Here is a 21,786-nt window from a genome sequence, read left to right as displayed (position 1 = left end):
TTTGATGGAGCGTTTTTAGTCGAAACAAGCCTTCAAAATGCAAATTGCATTTAGATTCAATCGATCGCTATGGGAGTCCGAAAATCACTTCTCTGCTTCGCAAAGAAGGCTGGAAGGTCTCAGAGCGTTTCGTAGGCAAACTCATGAAAGAGAACGGGTTGCGTTCTTGTGTAACCAAGAAATATCGGGTAAATACGACAGACTCCAATCATGACCAGCCGATTGCACCAAACCTGCTCAACCAAAACTTCGAGACGACAGCACCAAACAAAGTCTGGGTAACCGATATCACGTATATCCCTTGCCGTGAAGGCCGCATGTATCTAGCCAGTGTCCTCGATCTGTACACACGCAAGATCGTGGGTTGGAAGCTTGCTGACCGAATGACGACAGATCTTGTCCTGGCAGCCCTCGATCAAGCGTACGAAGCACAGAAGCCAAAGAAAAAGCTGATTCACCATTCGGACCGAGGTTCGCAGTATGCCTCTGAGGACTATCGAAAGCGATTAAAGACGTACAAAATGAAAGCAAGTATGAGCCGTAAAGGGAATTGCTACGATAACGCTTGTATCGAGTCCTTCCACAGTGTACTGAAAAAAGAGTTCGTATACTGCACCAAATTCAATACAAAAGCTCAGGCACAACAAGAGATGTTCGAGTATATCGAACTGTTTTATAACCGAAAACGAATTCATAGTTCATTGGGTTATTTATCACCCAATCAATTTGAGTTGAATTATTACAAAAAAGTAAGTTGATACACTTAAGCAATGTCTGCTTTCTTGACAGAGGTCCAAATGTGCATTTTGATTACCCCTAAACCCGTTAATTTCGCTTAAATCATGGGATTCCACATGTATTTTTGCATTTTGACGCACATTATGGGCCGTTTTAAGCCAAACAAAATGCACTATTACATTTTGTTTGTTTGGTACAGCCCCTAATGCACGCCAGACCACATTTTCCACGCCAAAAAAGGCGATACTTCGGCAGCCGAAAAACCGGCCAGCCCTTGTATCGCCTTTTTTCCAATACCAAACGAAGAAGAGACAGTTAGCCGCTGAAATGGTTATAGCTGCCGTCATCGGGCTTGAACTCATCCCGATATTCGTCAGCATCGTCATTCCAATTATGCAGTTCTTCATCTAATTCATCTTGCGCATTCAGATCCTCGTTGACGACATGTGCCGGAATCGTGATAGCATCTAGCGAATAAGCGGTATTCGTCACGGCCTCTGAGCTGATTGATGCCTGTTCCACCAACTTCCCGCCATAGGTCTGAGCGATTTCCAGCGCCGAAGTTAAATCCTCGCCGTCCACATGAATATGGACCCGATTGCCTTCATGAAGCATCGGTTCATAACCTAACTCCTGAAGCGTGTCGCAAGCCACCGAGGCGCTTGCAGCGTCGGCAAAATCAAATAAAATAGCTGAACTCACCCGCATTCATCTCCTGTTTCTGAACGTATTTGCATGCCAATTTGGGGCTCGCTTCTAGTTTGTCCTAATTTCAGTCATATCTATTATGCGAATATGTATTGTCATTTCACTATTTTCTACTATAATTTAAAGTATCAACTTTATGTTAGATTTCTTCACTCTAATTGTGAAATAACATATCACATTCATTTAAGACCAATATACGCCAAGGTGGTGCCATCCAGATGTACAACATTTTTTATATGCTAGACGACCCCATGATGATCGTCGAATTCGAGCACAACCGTTGGTACGTACGCGATGTCAATGATGCATTTACCTTGCTGACCGGCTATAAGAACAATGAACTCTCCGATATCGATCCGGACAGCCTCTTGAAGGACGGCCTCCCGTTCCATCATCTCATGACACTGCTTACTGAAGAGGAAGGAGACTCTTCCTTCGAATGGGAGTTGATTGCGCGATTAACAGCGCCTATTCCAGTGAAGTTGACATGCCGCAAGCTGCAGGAGGATAGCCTTACCGGCTATATCGTCAGCTGCAAAGATTTGTCCGAGCCCAATTGGATCGATGATTTTGCCCAAGAAAATCAGATTGTGATGACTTTGAGCGTATCCGAGCAGTATCGGATCATGGACGCCAAACGTTACTATACGCCACTCAAGCAGCGGACTTCGAGTCTGGTCAATCAGTGCATGTTCGATTTTGTAGCGGAGGACAGCGTCAAACCGCTGCGGCGAGTGATGGACAATGCCCGGAAGAATGGCATCGAGGAACAAATGGAGCTTCGAATGTCGATCAACGACAAAACCTACCTGGCTTCGGCGCTCATTAAACCTTTCTATTACGGCAATAAGACCTTTCGGAGCTTCTCGATCATCATTACAGAACTGAATCTGCATGCGCAGGATGAAGATTCGTCTTACAAGCTTCGTATGCTCATGCTCAACAAAAATATTTCGGCCACTTCGCTTGCCCAATCCACGCTCATTTCGCTGACGACCATCTCGAAAATCCGCAATGGTAAAATCAAAAAACCCCAACGTCTCACGGCTGAATTGATTGCCGGAGAGCTGGGGGTTAAACCCGAATCGATCTGGAGCAGCTTCAAGCGCTAACCGCCTGAAGCCCTCCGGTATCTAAAGACTACAATTTAAATCGCATAACGAGCTCATTCATATTAACCGCTACATGGGCTAAACCGCCAGCTGAGGATGCTATCCCTGCCGCCGAGGCGGTTTGCTGTTGAGCACCTTGCGCTGCTGAACTGGCAATTTCATTCGTGCGGCGCGCAATTCCGGTCAACTGCTCTATCGAAGCTGAGACCTGCTCGGAGCTTGCAGCCAGCTGTTCCGCTGCCGCGGCAACTTCCTCGATCTTGACCGATACGTCAACCGCTGCTGCCGATATTTGCCGGAATGATTCTCCCGCAGCCTGAACTCTCTCCATTCCTCTTGCCGTCCCTTCGCGGCCGGACTCCATTTTCCCCGCCGTAGTCTCCGTATCGCCCTTGATTCTAGCAATGACTGAAGCGATATCCGATGCCGATTCCGCTGTTTGGGCAGAAAGCTTCCGCACCTCCTCTGCAACGACTGCAAACCCTTTGCCCGATTCTCCAGCTCTAGCCGCTTCAATAGCCGCATTCAAGGCAAGCAGATTCGTCTGCTTCGAAATATTGCCGATCAGCTCGGTAATTTTACCGATATCATTCATATGCTTCTGAAGCAAAGCGACATACTCGGCTGCCTCCCGAACCGTCTCGTCGACCGTCCCCATCGCTACAACCGCTTCCTCGATCGTCATGCCGCCTTGCTCAGCTTGTCTTGCCGCAATGGCTGAGAGCTCAGCCGCATTCGAGCTGCTTTCGGCGATGCGCTGCGTGCCTTGCGCCATCTCCTCCGTTGACCGCTCAATTTCCTCAAAGCTTTGCAATTGCTCCTGCGAGCCTGCGGCCGCTTCCTTCAGCATCAACGATGCTTGTCCCGCAGAGCTGGCATTTTGCTCGGAAGCGGCAAGCATTTGCTGCGATGCTGCGGCGATATTGTCGGATGCGCCCCGGACACCTTGCAATGTACCACTTAACGATGTGACCATTTCTCCCAATGCTTTGACGATTGAGCCGATCTCATCCCTCGTTCTTATCTTCGGGATTGTGACCGACAATGTGCCTCCAGCGATTTGAGCCATCACATCCGCCGATTTGCGCAGCGGCTGCGAGATCGTATGGCGTATGTAGAACAAGATACCGATAACGAGCAAGACTGCCGTCCCGATACTCCATGCGATGGACGCCACACCTTGCTTATAGATATGCTGACTGGACTGTTCCGATTGGGCCGCGCCCTCTTCATTCAACCTGATTAGCGTATTAATATAGGTCTGCATGACACTGAAGGATTGCTCGGATTCCTTTAAAGCATTGACGACAGCCTCGGTACCAGCACCTTGCCCGGAAAGCTGAACCACATTGCGGTAAAGCGCGAGATACGCTTTCCATTCGCCCTCCAGCGACCGGGATGCATTCATATCATTGGATGTGCTCATGGAGGAAAGGTATAGCTTATATTTATCATTCATAACGGAGATTGTGTATTCGCCATCCTCCTCCAACAGCTTTCGCTTCAGCTCATTGGTTTCCTCTGCCAATTTATACTGCAGCCCAAGCATATGCTCATTCAAATAATTAATTTCATTGATCGTCTTAACATTCAATAGCCAAACCTGCGAAATTTCCCGGGCATTCTCCGTGAGATTGCTCATCATGTTCAGGCTAAGTGCACCATTTCCCGCAAGTATGACGATTATCGCAAAGAAGGACGCAGTCAGTCTTTGACCTACGGATAAACGCCATCTTTTCTTCATCTCTGTCCCCTCCTAAGCCATTTGGACTACTGTATCCATGCGTAATGTTAGTATACTTTACGTGGGTGTAACGACCAAAGTCTTATTAGAGGGGATAAACATGCATTCCTTCGTCCGCAAGCCTAATTAATCCATCATTCCTTTAATTTCCATAAAAAAGTTCAATCTCTTTAATAATCGACATTTTTTTGCAAAAAAAGACCGTTCCCCCAATGAAGGAAGAACGGTGTCAACTCGCTTTTGTTTAAATCAAATCCAGCCATTGCTGCAATTACTAGCTCCGGTAAGCGACCAGAGACTCGTTCAGACCGCGCGTTTGCGCGTAAACCTGCTGGTAAATACGGAATAAACCTTTGTAGGTCTCAACAGCCTCAGGCTGAGGCGCATACGAGGACGCATGTTTGACGAACTGGGAAGCGCAAGCCTCCAAGCTGTCGAACCAGCCGCAGCCGTATGCCGCGAGCATCGCTGCACCAAGACCCGGACCTTGTTCATTCTCAAGAGCAACGACGGTTGCATCGAAAATATCGGCCTGCATTTGCAGCCATGCTGGGTTTTGCGCACCTCCTCCGATCGATACGATTGTATCAACCGTTTTGCCTGCGCTGCGGAACAGATCAACCGACTCGTTCAGCGAGAACGTAATCCCCTCCATAACCGCCCGGGCAAAATGAATCCGCTCATGCGAGCCGTCCACGCCAATGAAGCTGGCGCGAATGGATGGATCGGCATGCGGCGTCCGCTCACCTACAAGATATGGCGTAAAGAGCAAGCCTTTTGCGCCTGGCTGCACTTCACCCACGCCTTGCAGCAACTGGTCATACGACTCGCCCGCTGCAAACGTCTTTTTGAACCAGCTCAAGCTGTAGCCTGCAGCAAGCGTAACGCCCATTGCGTAGAATGAATCTTCCTTGCCGTGGTTGAAGAAATGGACCTTGCCACGGAAATCTTTATCCTTATCGTTCTCATACGATAGGATAACGCCTGATGTACCGATGCTGCACAACGTCAGTCCTTCGGACAATATGCCAGCGCCGATCGCCCCGCAAGCATTGTCGGCACCGCCGGCAAACACTTTGGTTGAAGGCAGCAAGCCTGTCGCAGACGCTACATCATCAAGCAATGTGCCCGTCAGAGCATGAGACTCGGCCAAAGCCGGGCAGAAGCTAGCTGGCAGGCCAAAAGCGTTCAGCACATCTTGGCTCCATTGCTTGCCCGCAACATCCAGCAGGAGCGTGCCCGCCGCATCGGAATAGTCCATATGCAGCTCGCCGGTTAACCGGTAGCGCACATAATCCTTCGGCAGCAGGAACAGCTTCGCTTCCTTGAATGCTTCGGGTTCGTACTGGCGGACCCACAAAATTTTCGGCAAGGTGAAGCCTTCCAGCGCCGGATTCCGTGTAATGGTAAGCAGCGTGTCGCCAAGCGTGCGCTCGATTTCGCGGCACTGCTCCGTTGTACGGGTATCGTTCCACAATATCGCATTGCGAATCGGATCGCCCGCTTCATTAAGCAGCACTAGACCGTGCATTTGTCCCGAAAAGCTGATGCCCTCAATTTGCTCGGACGTCACGCCCTCCGTCTCCACTAGCTCGCGAAGCGCCTCTATCGTTGCGGTTACCCAGTCATCCGGCTTTTGCTCACTCCAGCCCGAATGCTCGTGGAAGAGCGGATAGCTGCGTGAAGTTTCCGCAGCCACCGTTCCCTTCCGGTCGACGAGCAGCGCCTTAACGGCGCTCGTACCGAGATCTATTCCAATGACATAACTCATAAGATGAGCTCCTCTCGACTATACGCTGAAAATAACTTCGCTCAGCATCAGTCTGATCCGCTCTTGACGGCCGGATTCATTTTTGATCGGATTGTTTTGCAGCGCATATTGCTCAAGCGAAGCAAGCGTTGCTTTGCCGGCAACGATATCAGCGCCGATGCCTTCTTTGAACGTGCGGTAGCGGTTGTCGACGATATTGTCGAGAATTTTCTCGTCAATCAGTTTTGCAGCTGCTTTCAAGCCCCATGCGAAGCTGTCCATACCTGCGATATGGCCGAGGAACAGATCATCCGCTTCGAACGAACCGCGACGAACTTTCGCGTCAAAGTTCACGCCGCCGCGGCCGATGCCGCCTGCTTTCAGCACTTCAAACATCGTCAGCGTTGTGGAGTACAGATCGGTAGGGAATTCATCCGTATCCCAGCCGAGCAGCAGGTCACCTTGGTTCGCATCAAGCGATCCCAGCATGCCGTTGATTGCAGCTGTGCGGATTTCGTGCTCGAATGTGTGGCCAGCCAGCGTTGCATGGTTGGCTTCCAAGTTCAGCTTGAAATGATCCTTCAAGCCGTATTTTTGCAAGAATGCAATCGTCGTTGCTGCATCGTAGTCATATTGATGCTTGGTTGGCTCTTTTGGCTTAGGCTCAATCAGGAATTGCGCATCGAAGCCGATTTCTTTCGCGTAAGCAACTGCCATATGATACAGGCGTGCCAGATTGTCGAGCTCGAAGCCCATGTCTGTGTTAAGAAGCGTCTCGTAGCCTTCGCGGCCGCCCCAGAATACATAGTTTTCGGCGCCAAGCTCTTTGCCGACTTCCAGACCTTTTTTCAATTGTGCGCCAGCGTAAGCATATACGTCAGCATTAACGGCTGTTCCCGCACCGTGAACAAAGCGAGGGTTGGAGAACATGTTAACCGTGTTCCACAGCAGTTTTTTGCCGGATTGTTTCATATTGTCTTTCATCAAAGCGACGATAACGTCGAGGTTTTTATTCGTTTCTTGCAGCGTTGCGCCTTCCGGAGCAATGTCTACATCATGGAATGCGAAGTAAGGAACGTTCAGCTTCTCCAGGAACTCGAAGTTCGCTTCCACGCGGGCTTTCGAACGGTCCAGGCCATCATATTTATCCCAGCCGCGAACCATCGTAGCCGCACCGAACGGGTCCGTGCCGTTAGCGTTGAATGTATGCCAGTAAGCGACTGCAAAGCGAAGATGCTCTTCCATCGTTTTGCCCAGTACAACTTGGTTCGGATCGTAGTGTTTGAATGCAAACGGATTGTCGGAGCCTTTGCCTTCGAATTGAATTTTGCCGATATTCGCGAAGTAAGTCATGAATAAGTGGCCTCCTTAAAGGTAGATGAATTAGTTTATGAAAACGCTCACTTAGAGCATAACATGCCGAAACTTAGTTTGTCTATTAAACAAACAAAGAATTTATGTTATAATTTTTTCAAGCTGCATGAACGCAGTTTATATCTTATTTCGTGGTACAATGACGATGAATGGATTAACGGACGGAGGCTATCTGCTCTTGAAAGTGACTACGACAGGCGACTTGACCCTGATAAAAAAAATAAATACTTCTATCGTTTTGGACGCTGTACGAAGGAATGCTCCGCTATCCCGGGCGCAAATCTCGGAGCTGTCCGGACTTAATAAAGCAACGGTCTCCAGTCTCGTACAAGACTTGATCGACAGCCATCTTGTGCTGGAGATCGGACCGGGACAATCTAGCGGCGGACGCAAGCCGGTGATGCTGCTGTTTAACGGACAAGCAGGACATGCGATCGGCATCGACCTTGGCGTCAACTATATTCGCGGTGTGCTGACCGACCTCGAAGGTCAAGTGCTGAGAGAATCGCAGCGAAGCCTGAAAGAACATGCACTTGATTTCACACTGGAGCAATTAATCCAGTGTATCGACGAGCTTAGGGCGCAAGCGCCGGGCAGTCCTTACGGGATTGTTGGTATCGGAGTTGGCGTCCCTGGCATTGTCGACGATAAAGGCGCCATGCTCTTCGCTCCCAATTTGGACTGGAAACAGGTTGAACTGCAGAACATCCTTGAGGAGCGTTTTCAAGTACCGGTCACCATCGACAATGAAGCGAACGCGGGTGCTCAAGGCGAGCAGAAATATGGTGCAGGCCGCGGCATCGCGCATCAGATTTATGTCAGTGTCGGCATTGGCATTGGCACCGGCATCATACTGAATAAAGAGCTTTATAAAGGCGCATCCGGTTTTTCCGGAGAACTCGGCCATCTTTCTATCGAATACAATGGCAAACCTTGCCGCTGCGGCAACGAAGGCTGCTGGGAGCTATATGCCTCGGAAAATGCACTGCTCGAACGTGCCAAGCCGCTGGGCTTCGACAATCTCGAAGACTTGCTGCAAGCCGCAGAGGGAGGGAACGACGAGGTTAAGCAGCTCTTCCACTCTATCGGAGATTATCTCGGAGCCGGCATTTCCAACATCGTCAATGTGTTTAATCCTGACGTCGTCATTATCGGAAACCGTATGAGCCGTGCAAAGGCTTGGCTGGAGGAAGCGGTGCAGCAGTCCGTCGCAAGACGTACTCTTCCCTATCACCGGGAACGGTTGCAATTGCTGTTCGCCGAGCTGCAGGACCAGTCAGCTGTTCGCGGCGCAGCCTATTATGCGATCAGCCGCTTTCTTGAGAAGCTGCGCACCAGTTAAATGGCAAAGGGGAATCGGCAGCGCCTGTAGTGTGCGCTAGCCGATTCCCCTTTGTTCGTTATCTTACCCGATGAATTTGGAGATAATCATAGACCGTTCCTGAGATTTCGACGTCTACAGAATCGGTTTTCACAATCCCGTTGCTGTAATAGACGGTGAATACAAACGTAATCGTCCCGTTTTTCAGCTTTTCGAAAGACTCCTCCCACAGCTCGCCCTTCCAACGAGTGCTAGCCCCGTTCTGGCTGGTTAGGTCCAATGTGTAACGCAGCATTTTAACCTCCACCCGCTCGGCATACGTATCCGTTCGTGTATCAGAAGTTTCCGCCTCCAGCATAAACTTCTCACCAGCCCAAAACATATGCGGCGGCCTTATTAAAGCATCATTGGGGCTCCTTGCATCGTTATAAGCTTGCCGATATTGCTCCCAAAGCGGTGTGTGCTTAACGAAGCCTTTTAGCTTCAGCTCATAAACCATGAGCTTCTTCGTAACGACAACAGGCGGAGCCAAGTTATCGCTTACCGTCAGCTTGATTGTCCACTCCCCAACATCCAGCATCCGATAGGTTGGACCGGTATCCGCGTACGGATAGCCCAGCACATAGGAAAATGTTTTTTTGACCCCTCTTGGACTCGTCAGTTCATAAACAACATCCAAATTATCTCGATCCGGGTCACTAACGATAGAGTAGAATCGGACCGTATCCCCTTCAAAAACAGGATCAGGCGACCATTTGAAATCACCGGTTGGCGGGGAATTGGTCTTGAAATAAATATACGCATATTGCCCTTCATTGCCGGCCACATCATGGTCAATTACCGTCAATCGATACTCCTGACCCGGAATCAGTCCTTTTACCTGATAAGAATTCGTCGTCTTCGGCAACGGCAGACTATACTCCGGCGTACCGTCACCATTCAGATCGATGGCTGTAACCGAACGGTCCGGGTTGACTTTCTGCATATAAAAGGTTCGGGCGGCATGCCCCGACGACGGCTGCGCATCGCGGAATGAATTCCATTTGACTATAACGGAGGTTGGCTTAATGTCCAATTGCTCATCAACATCATCCGGCCGCACGGTGTCGACAAAGAAATAACCGTTGGTGCTATATGGCCCCCATAGATAGCCGTCATTCGCTCTTGCCCGCCAATGATGCAGCCCTTCCTGCAAGCCGGCAGGCGGTTTATAGCTAGTGGCAGCTGTCGAAGCATTGGTATCGATGACTTGTGTACCCGTGGAGTTGTAAAACACCTCATAATCAATGCTTGCAATCGGATGATTTTCCGGATCGGTAACACGAACGCGCAGCTCTGGCCGGTTATTATTCGTAAAGACCGGTTCAGAGGCTTTGGGCCCGTTGAAACTCAAGAGCGTTGTAATAGGCGGCAAGTCTAGAATGAAATAGACCGTATTGCTGGCATCGGACCATACACCATTGGAATACACGTAGCCATGTATTTTGACAAGGCGTCCTTCATCTATCGTTCCTATCGGCACCTCATAGGTCACATCATCCCCAATGCCTTGCGTGTAGAACGCTTGCTTGCCGTTATCGACATAAGTGAAGATCAATCGGTATAGCTCTTGCGGATCGTTCTCGTCATCCTTGTAGATCCATTTCACAGTCGGATCGGTGATGAGAACAGTTGGCTTAGCCAGCGTCCCATTCGGCACCGTAATGGTCATGCGCGGTTTAGTCTGATTGACTGGCGGCAGCGCGTCTTTATATACGCGAGTCTCGCCCCAATAGCTCCATGCGCCGTGCAAGTCTTTGACCTGCTCTTGAACGATAAGCTCAACGCCGGGCCGACTGTACAGTAATCTTTCACCCGTTGTCCAAGTCGGCTGATCCGCCCATCTTGTCCGGAATATCCGGTCCGCTAGCCGATCCGGGATATCTGGATCATAGGATGCATCGTTTGCAAGATAATCCAGTGCTTCCCCTTCGGGATAAACAACACCAGTGAATTTTACATTCGGCTGTGCTATTGGTCTGCGGTGTACATACAAGTTTTTCCTCACCGGCGCGGAAAATAACTGATAAGAACCAAACGGCGAAGGCAGCTTATCCTGCGCACGATACGTAATCTCATATAAACCCGGCTTGTCCAAACTGTTCAAAGTTTGAGGCAGCGTTTTCCCGACATATTGGCTTAACCCGAGCGAATTGGCAAAATAATTCGGATCATGCTTGTAGATCCATTGCTCAGCATTTTTCGGATCGGCCTCCAGGTCGTTAAACAGTTTCTTATAGTCAATCTGCTCGCCAATCAGTACGGCTTCGAACGTTTCTTCCGGAACGGTCGTTCCGTAGTTGGTTCGCTTTACATTGCTGAATGCAGCTTGCTGTTGTCCGAGGGACATAATACCCGCTGATCCGCGCACAAACTTGTTGTCTACAGCTTCGAGCTTTGCGACGCCATTCACAGATAAACGGATCGTTCCGGCGATGGTTTCCAGCTTGAATTTGTAAGGTACGCTAGATGCGCGCACCATCGTTGTGCTGCCTAACTCGGTCTTAATTCCATTAACGACCTTGAACAGACTAAGCTTGCTTGGGCTCCATTCCATGCTGTACATGTTTTTCTCGTCCTGGATCTGAATGGCCGCACCGATGGATTTGTCATTATTTAGACCACCTACGGAGACGTCGAATTCAAGCACCTGATTACGCATTTTATCGTTTGGATCAAAGAGCAAACCGCCCCAAGTTTCGCTATCAATCTCGACAGTGTTGTCATCAATTAAACGCGGCAGCTCGCCGGATGATTCACCTATAAATGGAACGATAACTGATGTTGCAATTTGCCCTACAGTAGTGGTTGATAATTTCGTCCTCGTAGCACTTAAATAAACAGATCCGTCAGGTGCTACCCTGCTAGCGCGATTAAAGGTTGTAGCCTGATAATAATAGGTCGATCCCTCGAAAAGATCATGGTTGCTGTAATATTGATTCGTCTTCTCGCCTAAAAAAGAAGTTACATCAGCTCCATTAGCTAGGGCAAAAAATGGCGTATAGTATTTGCCGGAATTATTACCTTTCTGCCATCTTATCCAGTTTTCCATTCGCACTAATTTACCGTTTGGTTGTTCAAAAGCTTGCAGGTAAGCGTTAGCACCGTAAGACGATTTATTCATTTCGAACTCATTCGGCAGCGCCTCAGGCGGATCAGTAGGGTCGTTACCTACGTTATAATTTAAGATATCAATTCCTACTATACGCACGCCTGTTTTCGTAAACGTACCGTATGCTGGGCTATATACCGTGCCGTCTCGCCGTACAACAGGATTTTGATAAATGGTAGGAGATACATGAGGACCACTGGCCGAATGGCTATTGGTCTGTGATAAATAAAATTGATTGGTGGCATTGTTGTAGACGAATAATCCAAAATAGTAAAGCCACATATCACTAGATTGATTGTGAGCATTTACACCTGACATATAGACGTATTGCCCATCATCAGATACTGCAGGCGGAGATATCCCCCCAATCGGCCCTTGATAACTATTTTTAATGATGCCATTCGCATTTAAAGCGGCAAAGCCATTCATATACGCTTGTTTGGTAAACATAACAGGGGCATATTGGTAGGTGACAAACACATCACCACTATCATTTACGGCAATACCCCTTACATTGGTCAACGTCAATTCTCGGTCATCTTGATAAATGATAGATGACCACAATAGCGTTTTCTGTGCCAGCGAATATTTTATGACATAGATGGAACGTCTTTGACTATAAACATTACTTTCCTTTGTTGTAACACCATAGGCCATATAAAGCGTTTTTTTATCTTTTGAGAAATTGAATTGCATACCTGGTCCACCCCAGCCGCTAGTGACGCTTTTATCTTGGCCATGTACCATAAATAACGGGTATATGTCTAAAATTTGACCATCGAGATTAAGTAAATAAAGATTGTTATCGAAGTACGAATAAAATTTCTCGCCGCTGCTATCGTAATCGATTAGATTGACGGAATATCTGCCAGGTATACGATGCTCAGCTAGTTGTTTTCCTGTTCGCGCATCTACCTCTACAAGATAACCATCGGACTCATCCTGATTGTATGAATTGTACGAGCCTGTATAATGCAAAATCATGCGATAGCCCGGGAAAACTTGTGATGCTGTTCCGGGAACTGTCCATCCATACATTCCCACTGGTTTCGCTGGAATCTCCCAAAAAGGCTGCTTCTTCAAGTTGGCAGCGAGGTTGTATGGTTTATCAAAGCTAGCCCAAACCGCATTTCGAGTTTTCAAGCTGTTGCCATCAATCTTCCAGCCATCCTTATTCTCTGATCCGCCGACATACGGCCTTTTCAACGTCCAGGAGCGCAGAATGGATTGAGGGGAATAATTGATGATCGGCACTGTACTTTCTTCCCCTTGGTCCGGTTGCTGCGTAATACCATTTGCCGTAAAGTCAACTTCTGGAGCAAGGTTGATGATTTCAGTATGAGCAATATTGGATGTGCCAGTTAGTCCATAATCTTCGGTTACCGTGGCCCGATATTGCCGATGGCCCAAGGTTGTATATCGTACATTGACAGATTCTTTGTACACACCGTTATAAATGACTTTCCATGCTTCATCTTCAAAATTGCCGTCATTATTCTGATCATAACGCTCTTCAACCGATAAGCGCGTGATAGTGTCCCCGTCCGGACTTTGAGCGTTAATAATTAACTGCAGATCCGACTTTCGAATACCCGTTTCCGAAGCAAAAATTTCGACCGTTGGCGGCTCATCCGGTACGACCTCCAGCGGATACGTCGTCCACTCGCTGGTACGGCCCTCCGAGTCGTAAACCTTTCCTGCAAGCGTGTAATTGCCAAGCTCCATAGGGGCAACAGCAAGATATGGAGCAACCGTATAATAAGCTTCATCGTTTTTCTTGTACTTCTTTTCCGACTTGCTGTGATCGATGGTGACACCTTTCGACGACAGCGGTGTATAAGAATTATTTAAATGATGCGGAGCTGGAAACGGGCGTCCTTGAATCCATCGGGTAACCCCGGAAATGATGGCGACAGGCTTTGGATCATTGACGTAAAGAATGGCCGTGGCTGATTTTTCATCCCCGTATTCATTTGTTGCCTTGATCACCGCTGTGTATGTACCTGGTTCATCGAATCTTATTTGTGGATATTGGAGGCCTGTTTTATCCATAATTTTTGGATCTAAATTCTCACTAAAGGTCCAAGACCAGTCATTGAAGTTTTCTCCCATTGCATCCAGCGTTGAAGTTTCGCCTGTGAAGATCGATACCGGACTCCAATTCGCATTGATTTTCAAAACGGGCTTTGGCTTAGGCGTCGGCTCTGGTGTGCTTCCTGGACTGGGCTGCGGTGGCGCTCCCGGTCTGCTAATCACCGTCGAACACTCAATGACATCCTCGGCGCTGCTGCCATCAGTGAAATAAATGACGGCGCGCATGACGTAGGTTTCGGTATAGGTATCAACATCTATCATTTTTGCCTTTGGAATGTTGAAAGAAAATTTATAGGTCACCTTGTCCAAAGCGCCTAGCGTTTGCGTCTGCAACTGTGTACCGTCTGCTAGTCGGCCGTAGAGCTTCCATTCTTTAACGCGCAGACTACCCTTTTGAGCAACTGCGGCCGTTAGGGTTGATGTTGCAGCGATGTCCCTATCTGCAAATTGAACTGTGGACGGATCGGCTGCGCAGGAGCAATCTACGAGAGGCTTGTCCTTGGGAGGGAGTTTTTCGTAGGTGACGCGGACTTCGCCTTCGTAATAGTAGGTTTCGGCGGACCAATCGGTTTTAGTTAGCATAGTATATTTAAGTGCTTTAGCATTACCTGAACATCCATTACACTCTATTGTTTCATAATCCGAATTATTTAATGGAACAGCAACTTGGACCCAGCCGAAACCAACATCCCCTTTACCATAATCTAAAACTTGATGGTGACCCGCAAATGGGGTTGCTACTGTAATATTAATTGAATTGGCAATCGCAGCGCCTTTATAAACATTCTCCTTTTCTCTACCTGTATATATAAACTCATAGTATGCAGGACCTTGAAACTGTTTGCTATCTTCGATAGCATAACCTAATGTTTTTACTCCGTTTATGGTTTTTGAACTTCGAACCAATGAATCAATTGTTGTACCTGCATTATCTTTAGTAGACAACAAACCAGGACAAACAGTTAAATTGCCTTGCCAGCAATCTTTTGAATCAACATCTGTTTTGGAAGGAGTTACATAATAAGTTCCTCCTCCATTGCTGCTTCGTCCAACAATCCATTCTGTACCGTTGGTTCGTCTATTTACGACATAATACATATCTGAAGTATGGCCACTAGCTACTAAATTAACCTTTGTACCAGGTACACTATTTACAATCAAGGTGTTACCCGATAAAGAGAAGGTTGTTCCTCGTTGGTTAAGTGATAAATTTTTCCCACTAGAAACTCTCATCCATAATTGGTATGAATTTTCCTTTATCTTATATCCTTCAGGAACTTGTAAATCTACTTTGATATTTGAAAGTGCTGGTGATGGATTAAATCGTTCGCTTGCAAGAAAGCGAATGTTTTGGGTATTAGTGATCGTATTGCTTTCTGCGGCTAAACTGATTTGAGGGAACATTTCCGTTAACATAGATAGGAGCAGAAGGCATGATAGTATAGTTTTGTTGGTTATTTTTTTGCCCAATGATCTTTCACCGCCGTTAAGTAGAATTGATTACTACTAGAACCTAGAACCCCTCCAAATTTTTCAAGATGGATAGGAAATGCTCCATATCTTTTCACTTGCTCTTGAGCGTATGCCTTGCTTACATAAGGGAAAATGTAGTCGTAACCGCTATTCCCTTTCTTAGCAAGACTCAATATAATTTTATTTTTGTATAGCCCTGGTCTATCAATTAATTTATCGTCCATGTGATGGTATTTATTGTTTAAAGATATGGACCCACTATCCTGTTCCGTATACATATAAAAACTGGTTGCGATTGATTGATTTTGTTTCGGACTATCTGCTAAACTTTCACCCTTGAGCTTATAAGCAAAGATGTATCCTTTTGTGGGATCAGCAGAACCGAAGTATTTTGCCCCCTCCAAATACTCCACCAAGTACCCCTTCTTATCCGTTGGATCAAGGATCGTTAGTTGTTCAATAGAAACTTTGTATTTAGGGTTAATCGTGAGTGAATGCGGAAGTTCTACCATATCTTCCTGATCGAACATCGTGATCATATTATGCCGATGCCATGTAATCTCCGCTGCGCTCGATGCGCCTTGGTCAACAGCTAGCTTCTCGCCTTTTTCAAGCTTCAACAATCTCGTAACTAGCACGGCAGCCTGCGCACGCGTTGTCGTACCGTTTGGATCGATGGTTTCTGCTTTTGCACCCGTACGTGATAGCAACCCGACATTAACCGCTCTGAACAACAGCTCGTCATTCGTAAGCTTTTTGCCGCGATAATCTGCTTTTGCTACACGCATTGATAGTTTGGCTAGTTCAAGGCGAGTAGCAGGCTTATTCATATCACCAGAAAAATCTCCAGCCGCATACACCTTAGCATCCGTCAAAGCCGTTTGAAACGGCGTATACCATGGCTTCCCTGCCGTCGCCGAGCCAACTTCAATATGTGCCGTCAAAGCCATCACCTTCAGCATCTCAGCCCTCGTAATCGTCCCATCCGGTTTAAACGTGCCATCCGGATAACCGTTAATGATACCGGCTTGTGCGGCAACGTTAATCGAGGATTGCGCCCAGTGGCCCGCTACATCTTTAAAGCTCGGAGCAGCAGCATCCACCCGCGATTCTTGAGTAAAACTAGTGGTCGTCAATAGAGCAGCAATTACAACTAAACTCAATAAACCGATCCATACTTTTTTCATAGAAAAGTCCCTCTTTCATCGTTGTTTATCTTTAAATCCTCATCATTTCCCGGATAACAAAAAAAGCACGCAAAAAAACCAATTAGGCTTTTAGCGTGCTTCGCTACTAAATTATTTACATATTACCTTTTTTTTCTTTTATTGTCAATTACAAATCTATGATCGTCTAGCAGTTACTCATTATAGATATCGATCCCTTGCTCTTGAAGCTTTTCCAACCATACCTGCTCCAGCTTTTGTGTATCCTTCCGGTACTGCCGGATCTGCTGAGCGGCTTGCCCTTCCTGCTGCAGCGAAAAAACATCTTTATAATCAAAGCGAAGCTTCTCCTCCAGCTTCAGCCGATCGACTATCTCAAAGGTAAAGGCGTCTAAGCCTTGTTTTTTCCAATCGTTTTGAAGCGGCTTGCATTTGTGCATCCCCATATCCAGTTCAAAACGAGCCCGGCTCCATGCGCCGCTCATATTCGAAGACGATCCGACAAATATCCGTCCGGTCGTCTGATTCACAATCTGATACACGCCCATAACCCGTTCCTGCTCCATATAGTCGGCAGCTAGCTGCTTCTTCACATCTTTTTTCATTTACGACACCTCTCATCGCAATCTGAATTTCGCCTGTTCCTCTAAACCTTCAACCAGTATTCGCTGCAATTTTCCTCGCGGTCCATAAATCCATACTGGATTAAATAACGGCGCAGCGTCACGTAATCGTCTTCCCAGAATTTCTTCAACTGTTCGTTTACCTGCTTCTCCGTATACCTCTGTCCCGGTTCAAAATAAGAAGCGATATGGCGAAGAATCGAAATCTTTTTCTTCTCTTTACGCGGAATATGGGTAAGCGGACCGTCCGGCCCCTGCGGAAAATATTGCTTCAACACCGACTGTTGTTCCGCTTCGGTTATCGCATACCGCTCGTCAACTTGGGTTGCTGTGCGGTGAACGGGCACAAACTTCGGCGTTTCCAGCGGCGCGCCTTCCTCCATCAGCTCTATAACAGCCAACAGCAGCTTCGCCTGCCTTGCCTTCTCCTTCAGCACAAAACGATGGTTGCGGATGGTCGAAGCGCTGCCGCTCCCTGCTTTCTTAACAATCTCTGCATCAGACAAACCGGCTGCAAAATCTCGGATCAGATCTTTCTGCAGATCGGTTAATCCATTCGTTTTTTTATCCAAACCAAGCAGATAGCCGAGCATGGAACCATGCGCCGTTTCTACATGATAAGCGGCATATTTGCGGGCATCGTACCATTTGTCTTCCCCCGGCAGCCGGAATACCTCCCCATCTTCGAATTGCTCGCCGCAGATCAGACAACGGCTATGCCCCTTTTCCCCGATATAGGCATACCCTTTCTTAATCTCCTCTAAACTGAAGGTCCAGAACAACTCTGTCATCTCCATAAAACAAACACCTCACAATAACGTCTATTTATTATATAAACAATATACACTTTTGTTTGTTTTATTTCAACATAAGAAAAACCCTCTTTCTCCAGCTAGGCTGGAGGAGAGGGTTTGGGCCGTTCCACGACATTCACTTCGTAATCGCGGGATTTATTTTTCTCGTCAAACAGGATGACTAGCTGCTTCCGAAAGACACTGTCCTCCGTCTCTCGTTCTACTCCCATCCAATAAATAAACTTTTCGCCTTCTTGATAATCGTAAGGATCATGAGGCGCGCCCAGAAGATCAACAACCTTCATACGATCGATGCCGATTAAATCTCTCTGTTTGAGCAAATCGGGAAGCATCATCTCGCGAGACTCTACTTCGCTAACCCAGCGATTGTAAGTATACCGCGTATCTTTTTCATTTTCGAACAGCAGCGCTGCTGAAGGAAACGGAATGATCGAAATCCATACGATTAAAAAGGCTAGCTCTATTTTAGTTGCGCGAATTGCCGCTTTTCTGTAATTAAATACGATAAACCCGAGAGCGAGGATTAGAAAGGGAAGCAAGGCAACGACAATTGCATACCATTCTAATGTCATATGACTGCGCTCAAACCATTTGTAGATAACCAGCTTATAGAGAAGCCAGAAAGATAGAAGCGATACAATTAATACTACAATAACAAGGAAACTTTCCTTCGTATGAGCCTTCTTTTCCAATCCGCCTGCCACTACTCGTCTCCCTTCTCCTAGCTCTTCTATACTATTACCGACGGTCCTTCGGCAGCATAATAGACAGTAGTCCGAACAATGGCAGCACGCTGCATGCCACCATGACATCCGCAAGACCATAATGATCCGCCGCAGTACCGAAAGCGATAGCACCCAGACCGCCCATTCCAAATGCAAGACCCGTCACGAGCCCGGAAGCCATCCCCACTTTACCAGGCATAAGCTCCTGGGCATAAACAACGCTGACGGCAAAGCCGGATTGCAGTATAAATCCAAGGGCGAAAATGATCGGATACACCCACTCGATAGGCAAATGCGGCAGCAGCAGCGCAAACGGCGCCGAGCCTGCAATGGAGAAGAGCATCATTTGCTTGCGGCCAAACCGGTCCGCCAAGATGCCTCCGAAAAACGTACCCGCAACACCCGCAGCCATAAACAGAAACAACGGCACTTGCGCCTGCTTGATCGACAAACCATATTCACTTTGCAGAAAAAATTGATAAAAGCTGCCAATCCCGGCCGCATACCACGATCTTGCAAATACGAGAACGAGCAGCAGGCTTAGCGCAAAACCGATCGTTCTATTGCTATATAGAGGAGGCTGTAAGCTGACAGTCGTCCCTCCGCCCGGTTTTGCTTTTGGCGCGGGCTTGCCCTTCTCAGCCAATTGAACCGAATACCACGGAACGACCCGCAGCAGGATGAGAATCGCCGCAATCGCAAGGAAGGTACCAAGCACAGCCCCCCGTTGACCTAACGGTACGAAAATATAAATCGTCATAAGCGGCGCCAATGCCTGACCAAAATTCCCGCCTACCTGATAGATTGATTGCGCCAGACCCCTTCTTCCTCCAGCTGCAAAGTACACGACGCGGGAACCTTCCGGATGAAAGACTGCGGAACCTAAGCCGACGAATACGACGGCGAGCAGCAGCAGCCAGAAATTCGGGGCATAAGCAAGTCCCGCCATCCCCACCATACTGCAAGCCATCCCGACTGGAAGCATCCAGGGAGCAGGCTTTTTATCCGACAGAATACCAACGACAGGCTGCAGCACGGATGAAGTCATATTAAGCGTAAAAGCGATCCAGCCGATCTGCCCCAGCTTCAGGCCAAGCGAATTTTCCACAATTGGAAAAAGCGCAGATACGACCGATTGCATCGAATCATTCAACATGTGAACAGAGCTAATTGCGACAAGAATGGAAAAAACAGTACTTTGCTTAACGGCAGCAGATGCCGATGGCGATGACTGAGCGGACACTACCCAACACTTCCTTTAGGTTCTCAAAATGATTCCGTCGTTTCCTTACCGAAACGAATGCAGACCGGCGCTTGCACATCAAGCAGCTTGCCGTGGAACGTGATTTTTCCGGACTCTTCGTCAATATCAAACAAAGAAATGGAGCCTGTCGTCTGGTGCGCAACAAGCAGTTGGCCCCCGTCCGGCGTGATGGCGAAGTTGCGCGGCGTTTGGCCGCCGCAAGGCTCATGCTGGACAGCCGTCAGCAAACCCGTTTGCTGATCGACTGCAAATACGGCAATGCTGTCATGGCCGCGGTTGGAGGTATACAAGAAGCGGCCGGACGGCGACAAGTGAATGTCTGCCGCGTCGCTTTTTCCTGTGTAGTCGGCCGGCAGCGCAGAAATAGTCTGAATCGCGGTTAAATGACCGTTAGACCCGTCCGCCTCAAAAATCGTCACTGTAGAGTCAAGCTCATTAATTACGTATGCATAAGGAAGATCGGTATGGAATACGATGTGGCGCGGGCCTGCTCCTGCAGGGGTCTTGCCTGCGGACAGATAGGACAGCCCGCCATTCTCTTCTTTATAAATATGAATCGAATCGGTGCCTAGATCCGTTACATAGACGAAAGAGCCGTTTGGCACGATGGCGTGTGCATGAGGAGCCTCTTGGCGAGCCGCGTTTGGCCCTAATTGCGCGTTTTCACGCACCAAAGCCGTATTCGAAGCCAATGATCCATCCTCTTGAATAGGAAGGCGGACGGCATTTCCCCCAGAATAGTTGGCTATGTACAAGGACTGGCCTGCAGCATCCGTGCTGACGTAGCACGGGTGAGCGCCATGGGTCAACTCGCGATTTATGAGCGTAAGCTTGCCACTCGCTGGATCAACGGCATAAGCGATAACTGAGCCTCCTACAGCTCCGTCTGTTTCTGCCGTTTCGCTTACGGCATAAAGCTGTCCGCCTGATGGATGAAGCGCAAGAAAGGATGCGTTTTCTGCCGACGACAACTCTTGCTCCACCGTCAACGTTCCTGCAGCCCCGTCAAACCGGCCAACGCGGACCGTAGCTTGCTCCGCAGTTCCGTAGGAACCAATATATACAAGGCCTTCATATGGCTTTCTCGTCATGTTCAAACAACTCCGTTTCGAATAGTTTGCAAAGCGATGCTCTTAGCATAAGCCTGCCTGATTCCCAATTCAAGGGGAATTATAATTAAAAGCCCAAAAAATGCTTTTCAAAGGCCGAATGGCGTGATATAATGTAAGCGCTAACATTTCAGTGGTTCACATTTCAAAAGGGGGAATGCGGAATGATGAATTCGACGCTGAGCGGAAGGAATGTATATGAGGATTTCGATTTGGAATCAGATGTGCTCTTCTTTAAGATCGGCTCGCTTGAGTTGGTTAGCTTTCACGGCAGAAACTACAATATAAAGAAAAGAATGACTGCCGAACAGATTCAGAAGCTTACGCAGGAGCGCAGCTTCTTCCAGGTAAGCTCCAATATCTACATTAACATTGGCAAGATCAAATCGATCGCTGGCGGAATTGTCTATTTCGGAGGTGAGCACTCCGAATGCAAGCAGCTGCCGGTACCGCGCAGAAAGCAATATGTCATTCAGAAGCTGTTCATGCAGCGGGCGATTGAAAGTGAGCTGCGCATCACGCCATAGTGAATACCCGAAGCCGCCGCGTTCCGTCCCTAACGGAATGCGGCGGTTGTTTGTTGCGGGTGATCCTGTTATTCTAGGCAGAGATATATCGC

The 21,786-nt window shown here is 47.9% G+C and carries 15 protein-coding genes; 4 read left to right on the top strand and 11 right to left on the bottom strand.

What is annotated here, in order from left to right; all coding sequences use genetic code 11:
• Positions 1 to 44 precede the first annotated feature (44 nt).
• Positions 45 to 758: an IS3 family transposase gene (locus tag IEX98_RS07940; protein WP_188888377.1), complete on the top strand. Its 714-nt coding sequence runs from the start codon at positions 45 to 47 to the stop codon at positions 756 to 758.
• A gap of 295 nt (positions 759 to 1,053) precedes the next feature.
• On the opposite strand, the gene IEX98_RS07935 is transcribed toward IEX98_RS07940, so the two are convergent.
• On the bottom strand, positions 1,054 to 1,446 hold the full coding sequence (locus IEX98_RS07935) for a hypothetical protein (protein ID WP_188888376.1): 393 nt from the start codon (positions 1,444 to 1,446) through the stop codon (positions 1,054 to 1,056).
• A 218-nt stretch (positions 1,447 to 1,664) separates the two neighbouring features.
• On the opposite strand from IEX98_RS07935, the gene IEX98_RS07930 reads away from it, so the two are divergent.
• A complete protein-coding gene (locus IEX98_RS07930) occupies positions 1,665 to 2,558 on the top strand; it encodes a helix-turn-helix domain-containing protein (protein ID WP_188888375.1) in 894 nt (297 codons plus the stop codon).
• Between the two features lie 28 nt (positions 2,559 to 2,586).
• On the opposite strand, the gene IEX98_RS07925 is transcribed toward IEX98_RS07930, so the two are convergent.
• The 3 genes from IEX98_RS07925 to xylA all read right to left on the bottom strand — a co-directional run bounded on the left by IEX98_RS07925 (position 2,587) and on the right by xylA (position 7,405).
• Positions 2,587 to 4,302, bottom strand: a complete 1,716-nt coding sequence (locus tag IEX98_RS07925; RefSeq protein ID WP_188888374.1) for a methyl-accepting chemotaxis protein — start codon at positions 4,300 to 4,302, stop codon at positions 2,587 to 2,589.
• 274 nt (positions 4,303 to 4,576) lie between these two features.
• Entirely contained in the window at positions 4,577 to 6,073 is a 1,497-nt protein-coding gene (gene xylB / locus IEX98_RS07920; RefSeq protein WP_188888373.1) for a xylulokinase, read from the bottom strand.
• An 18-nt stretch (positions 6,074 to 6,091) separates the two neighbouring features.
• Positions 6,092 to 7,405: a xylose isomerase gene (gene xylA / locus IEX98_RS07915; protein WP_188888372.1), complete on the bottom strand. Its 1,314-nt coding sequence runs from the start codon at positions 7,403 to 7,405 to the stop codon at positions 6,092 to 6,094.
• A 166-nt stretch (positions 7,406 to 7,571) separates the two neighbouring features.
• On the opposite strand from xylA, the gene IEX98_RS07910 reads away from it, so the two are divergent.
• Positions 7,572 to 8,768 carry an ROK family protein gene (locus IEX98_RS07910; RefSeq protein ID WP_188888371.1) on the top strand — a complete coding sequence of 399 codons (1,197 nt, stop codon included), beginning with the start codon at positions 7,572 to 7,574 and terminating at the stop codon, positions 8,766 to 8,768.
• A 58-nt stretch (positions 8,769 to 8,826) separates the two neighbouring features.
• On the opposite strand, the gene IEX98_RS07905 is transcribed toward IEX98_RS07910, so the two are convergent.
• The 7 genes from IEX98_RS07905 to IEX98_RS07875 form a co-directional block, all read right to left on the bottom strand.
• Entirely contained in the window at positions 8,827 to 14,574 is a 5,748-nt protein-coding gene (locus IEX98_RS07905; RefSeq protein WP_188888370.1) for a hypothetical protein, read from the bottom strand.
• A gap of 872 nt (positions 14,575 to 15,446) precedes the next feature.
• Positions 15,447 to 16,652 carry an S-layer homology domain-containing protein gene (locus tag IEX98_RS07900; protein WP_188888369.1) on the bottom strand — a complete coding sequence of 402 codons (1,206 nt, stop codon included), beginning with the start codon at positions 16,650 to 16,652 and terminating at the stop codon, positions 15,447 to 15,449.
• A gap of 173 nt (positions 16,653 to 16,825) precedes the next feature.
• The gene (locus IEX98_RS07895; RefSeq protein WP_188888368.1) at positions 16,826 to 17,236 is read right to left on the bottom strand and encodes a GIY-YIG nuclease family protein; all 411 of its coding nucleotides are present in this window, start codon (positions 17,234 to 17,236) and stop codon (positions 16,826 to 16,828) included.
• Positions 17,237 to 17,277: 41 nt separating this feature from the next.
• Positions 17,278 to 18,051, bottom strand: coding sequence for a DUF2087 domain-containing protein (locus tag IEX98_RS07890; protein WP_188888367.1), 774 nt, complete (start codon positions 18,049 to 18,051; stop codon positions 17,278 to 17,280).
• A 95-nt stretch (positions 18,052 to 18,146) separates the two neighbouring features.
• Positions 18,147 to 18,773 (bottom strand): hypothetical protein, encoded by a 627-nt coding sequence (locus IEX98_RS07885; protein WP_188888366.1) that lies wholly within the window; start codon positions 18,771 to 18,773, stop codon positions 18,147 to 18,149.
• Positions 18,774 to 18,807: 34 nt separating this feature from the next.
• Positions 18,808 to 20,037, bottom strand: a complete 1,230-nt coding sequence (locus IEX98_RS07880) for an MFS transporter (protein ID WP_229692042.1) — start codon at positions 20,035 to 20,037, stop codon at positions 18,808 to 18,810.
• 23 nt (positions 20,038 to 20,060) lie between these two features.
• The gene (locus IEX98_RS07875; RefSeq protein WP_188888365.1) at positions 20,061 to 21,149 is read right to left on the bottom strand and encodes a lactonase family protein; all 1,089 of its coding nucleotides are present in this window, start codon (positions 21,147 to 21,149) and stop codon (positions 20,061 to 20,063) included.
• Between the two features lie 182 nt (positions 21,150 to 21,331).
• Here IEX98_RS07875 and IEX98_RS07870 point away from each other — a divergent pair, with 182 nt between their 5' ends.
• On the top strand, positions 21,332 to 21,694 hold the full coding sequence (locus tag IEX98_RS07870; RefSeq protein WP_042165970.1) for a LytTR family transcriptional regulator DNA-binding domain-containing protein: 363 nt from the start codon (positions 21,332 to 21,334) through the stop codon (positions 21,692 to 21,694).
• The last annotated feature ends 92 nt before the right edge of the window (positions 21,695 to 21,786 follow it).

It is taken from the genome of Paenibacillus radicis (ex Gao et al. 2016) (genome assembly GCF_014641555.1).
In the GTDB taxonomy this organism is placed as follows: domain Bacteria; phylum Bacillota; class Bacilli; order Paenibacillales; family Paenibacillaceae; genus Pristimantibacillus; species Pristimantibacillus radicis.
The sequence above is the reverse complement of the archived record's forward strand: the minus strand, read 5'-3'. Positions and strand labels throughout refer to the sequence as shown.

Bases quoted from the DNA above. Each gene is read 5' to 3' on its own strand.
- IEX98_RS07890 (WP_188888367.1), bottom strand. From the start codon at position 18,051: ATGGAGATGACAGAGTTGTTCTGGACCTTCAGTTTAGAGGAGATTAAG.
- IEX98_RS07895 (WP_188888368.1), bottom strand. From the start codon at position 17,236: ATGAAAAAAGATGTGAAGAAGCAGCTAGCTGCCGACTATATGGAGCAG.
- xylB (WP_188888373.1), bottom strand. From the start codon at position 6,073: ATGAGTTATGTCATTGGAATAGATCTCGGTACGAGCGCCGTTAAGGCG.
- IEX98_RS07930 (WP_188888375.1), top strand. From the start codon at position 1,665: ATGTACAACATTTTTTATATGCTAGACGACCCCATGATGATCGTCGAA.
- IEX98_RS07905 (WP_188888370.1), bottom strand. From the start codon at position 14,574: ATGCTAACTAAAACCGATTGGTCCGCCGAAACCTACTATTACGAAGGC.
- xylA (WP_188888372.1), bottom strand. From the start codon at position 7,405: ATGACTTACTTCGCGAATATCGGCAAAATTCAATTCGAAGGCAAAGGC.
- IEX98_RS07875 (WP_188888365.1), bottom strand. From the start codon at position 21,149: ATGACGAGAAAGCCATATGAAGGCCTTGTATATATTGGTTCCTACGGA.
- IEX98_RS07910 (WP_188888371.1), top strand. From the start codon at position 7,572: ATGAATGGATTAACGGACGGAGGCTATCTGCTCTTGAAAGTGACTACG.
- IEX98_RS07870 (WP_042165970.1), top strand. From the start codon at position 21,332: ATGATGAATTCGACGCTGAGCGGAAGGAATGTATATGAGGATTTCGAT.
- IEX98_RS07925 (WP_188888374.1), bottom strand. From the start codon at position 4,302: ATGAAGAAAAGATGGCGTTTATCCGTAGGTCAAAGACTGACTGCGTCC.
- IEX98_RS07935 (WP_188888376.1), bottom strand. From the start codon at position 1,446: ATGCGGGTGAGTTCAGCTATTTTATTTGATTTTGCCGACGCTGCAAGC.
- IEX98_RS07900 (WP_188888369.1), bottom strand. From the start codon at position 16,652: ATGAAAAAAGTATGGATCGGTTTATTGAGTTTAGTTGTAATTGCTGCT.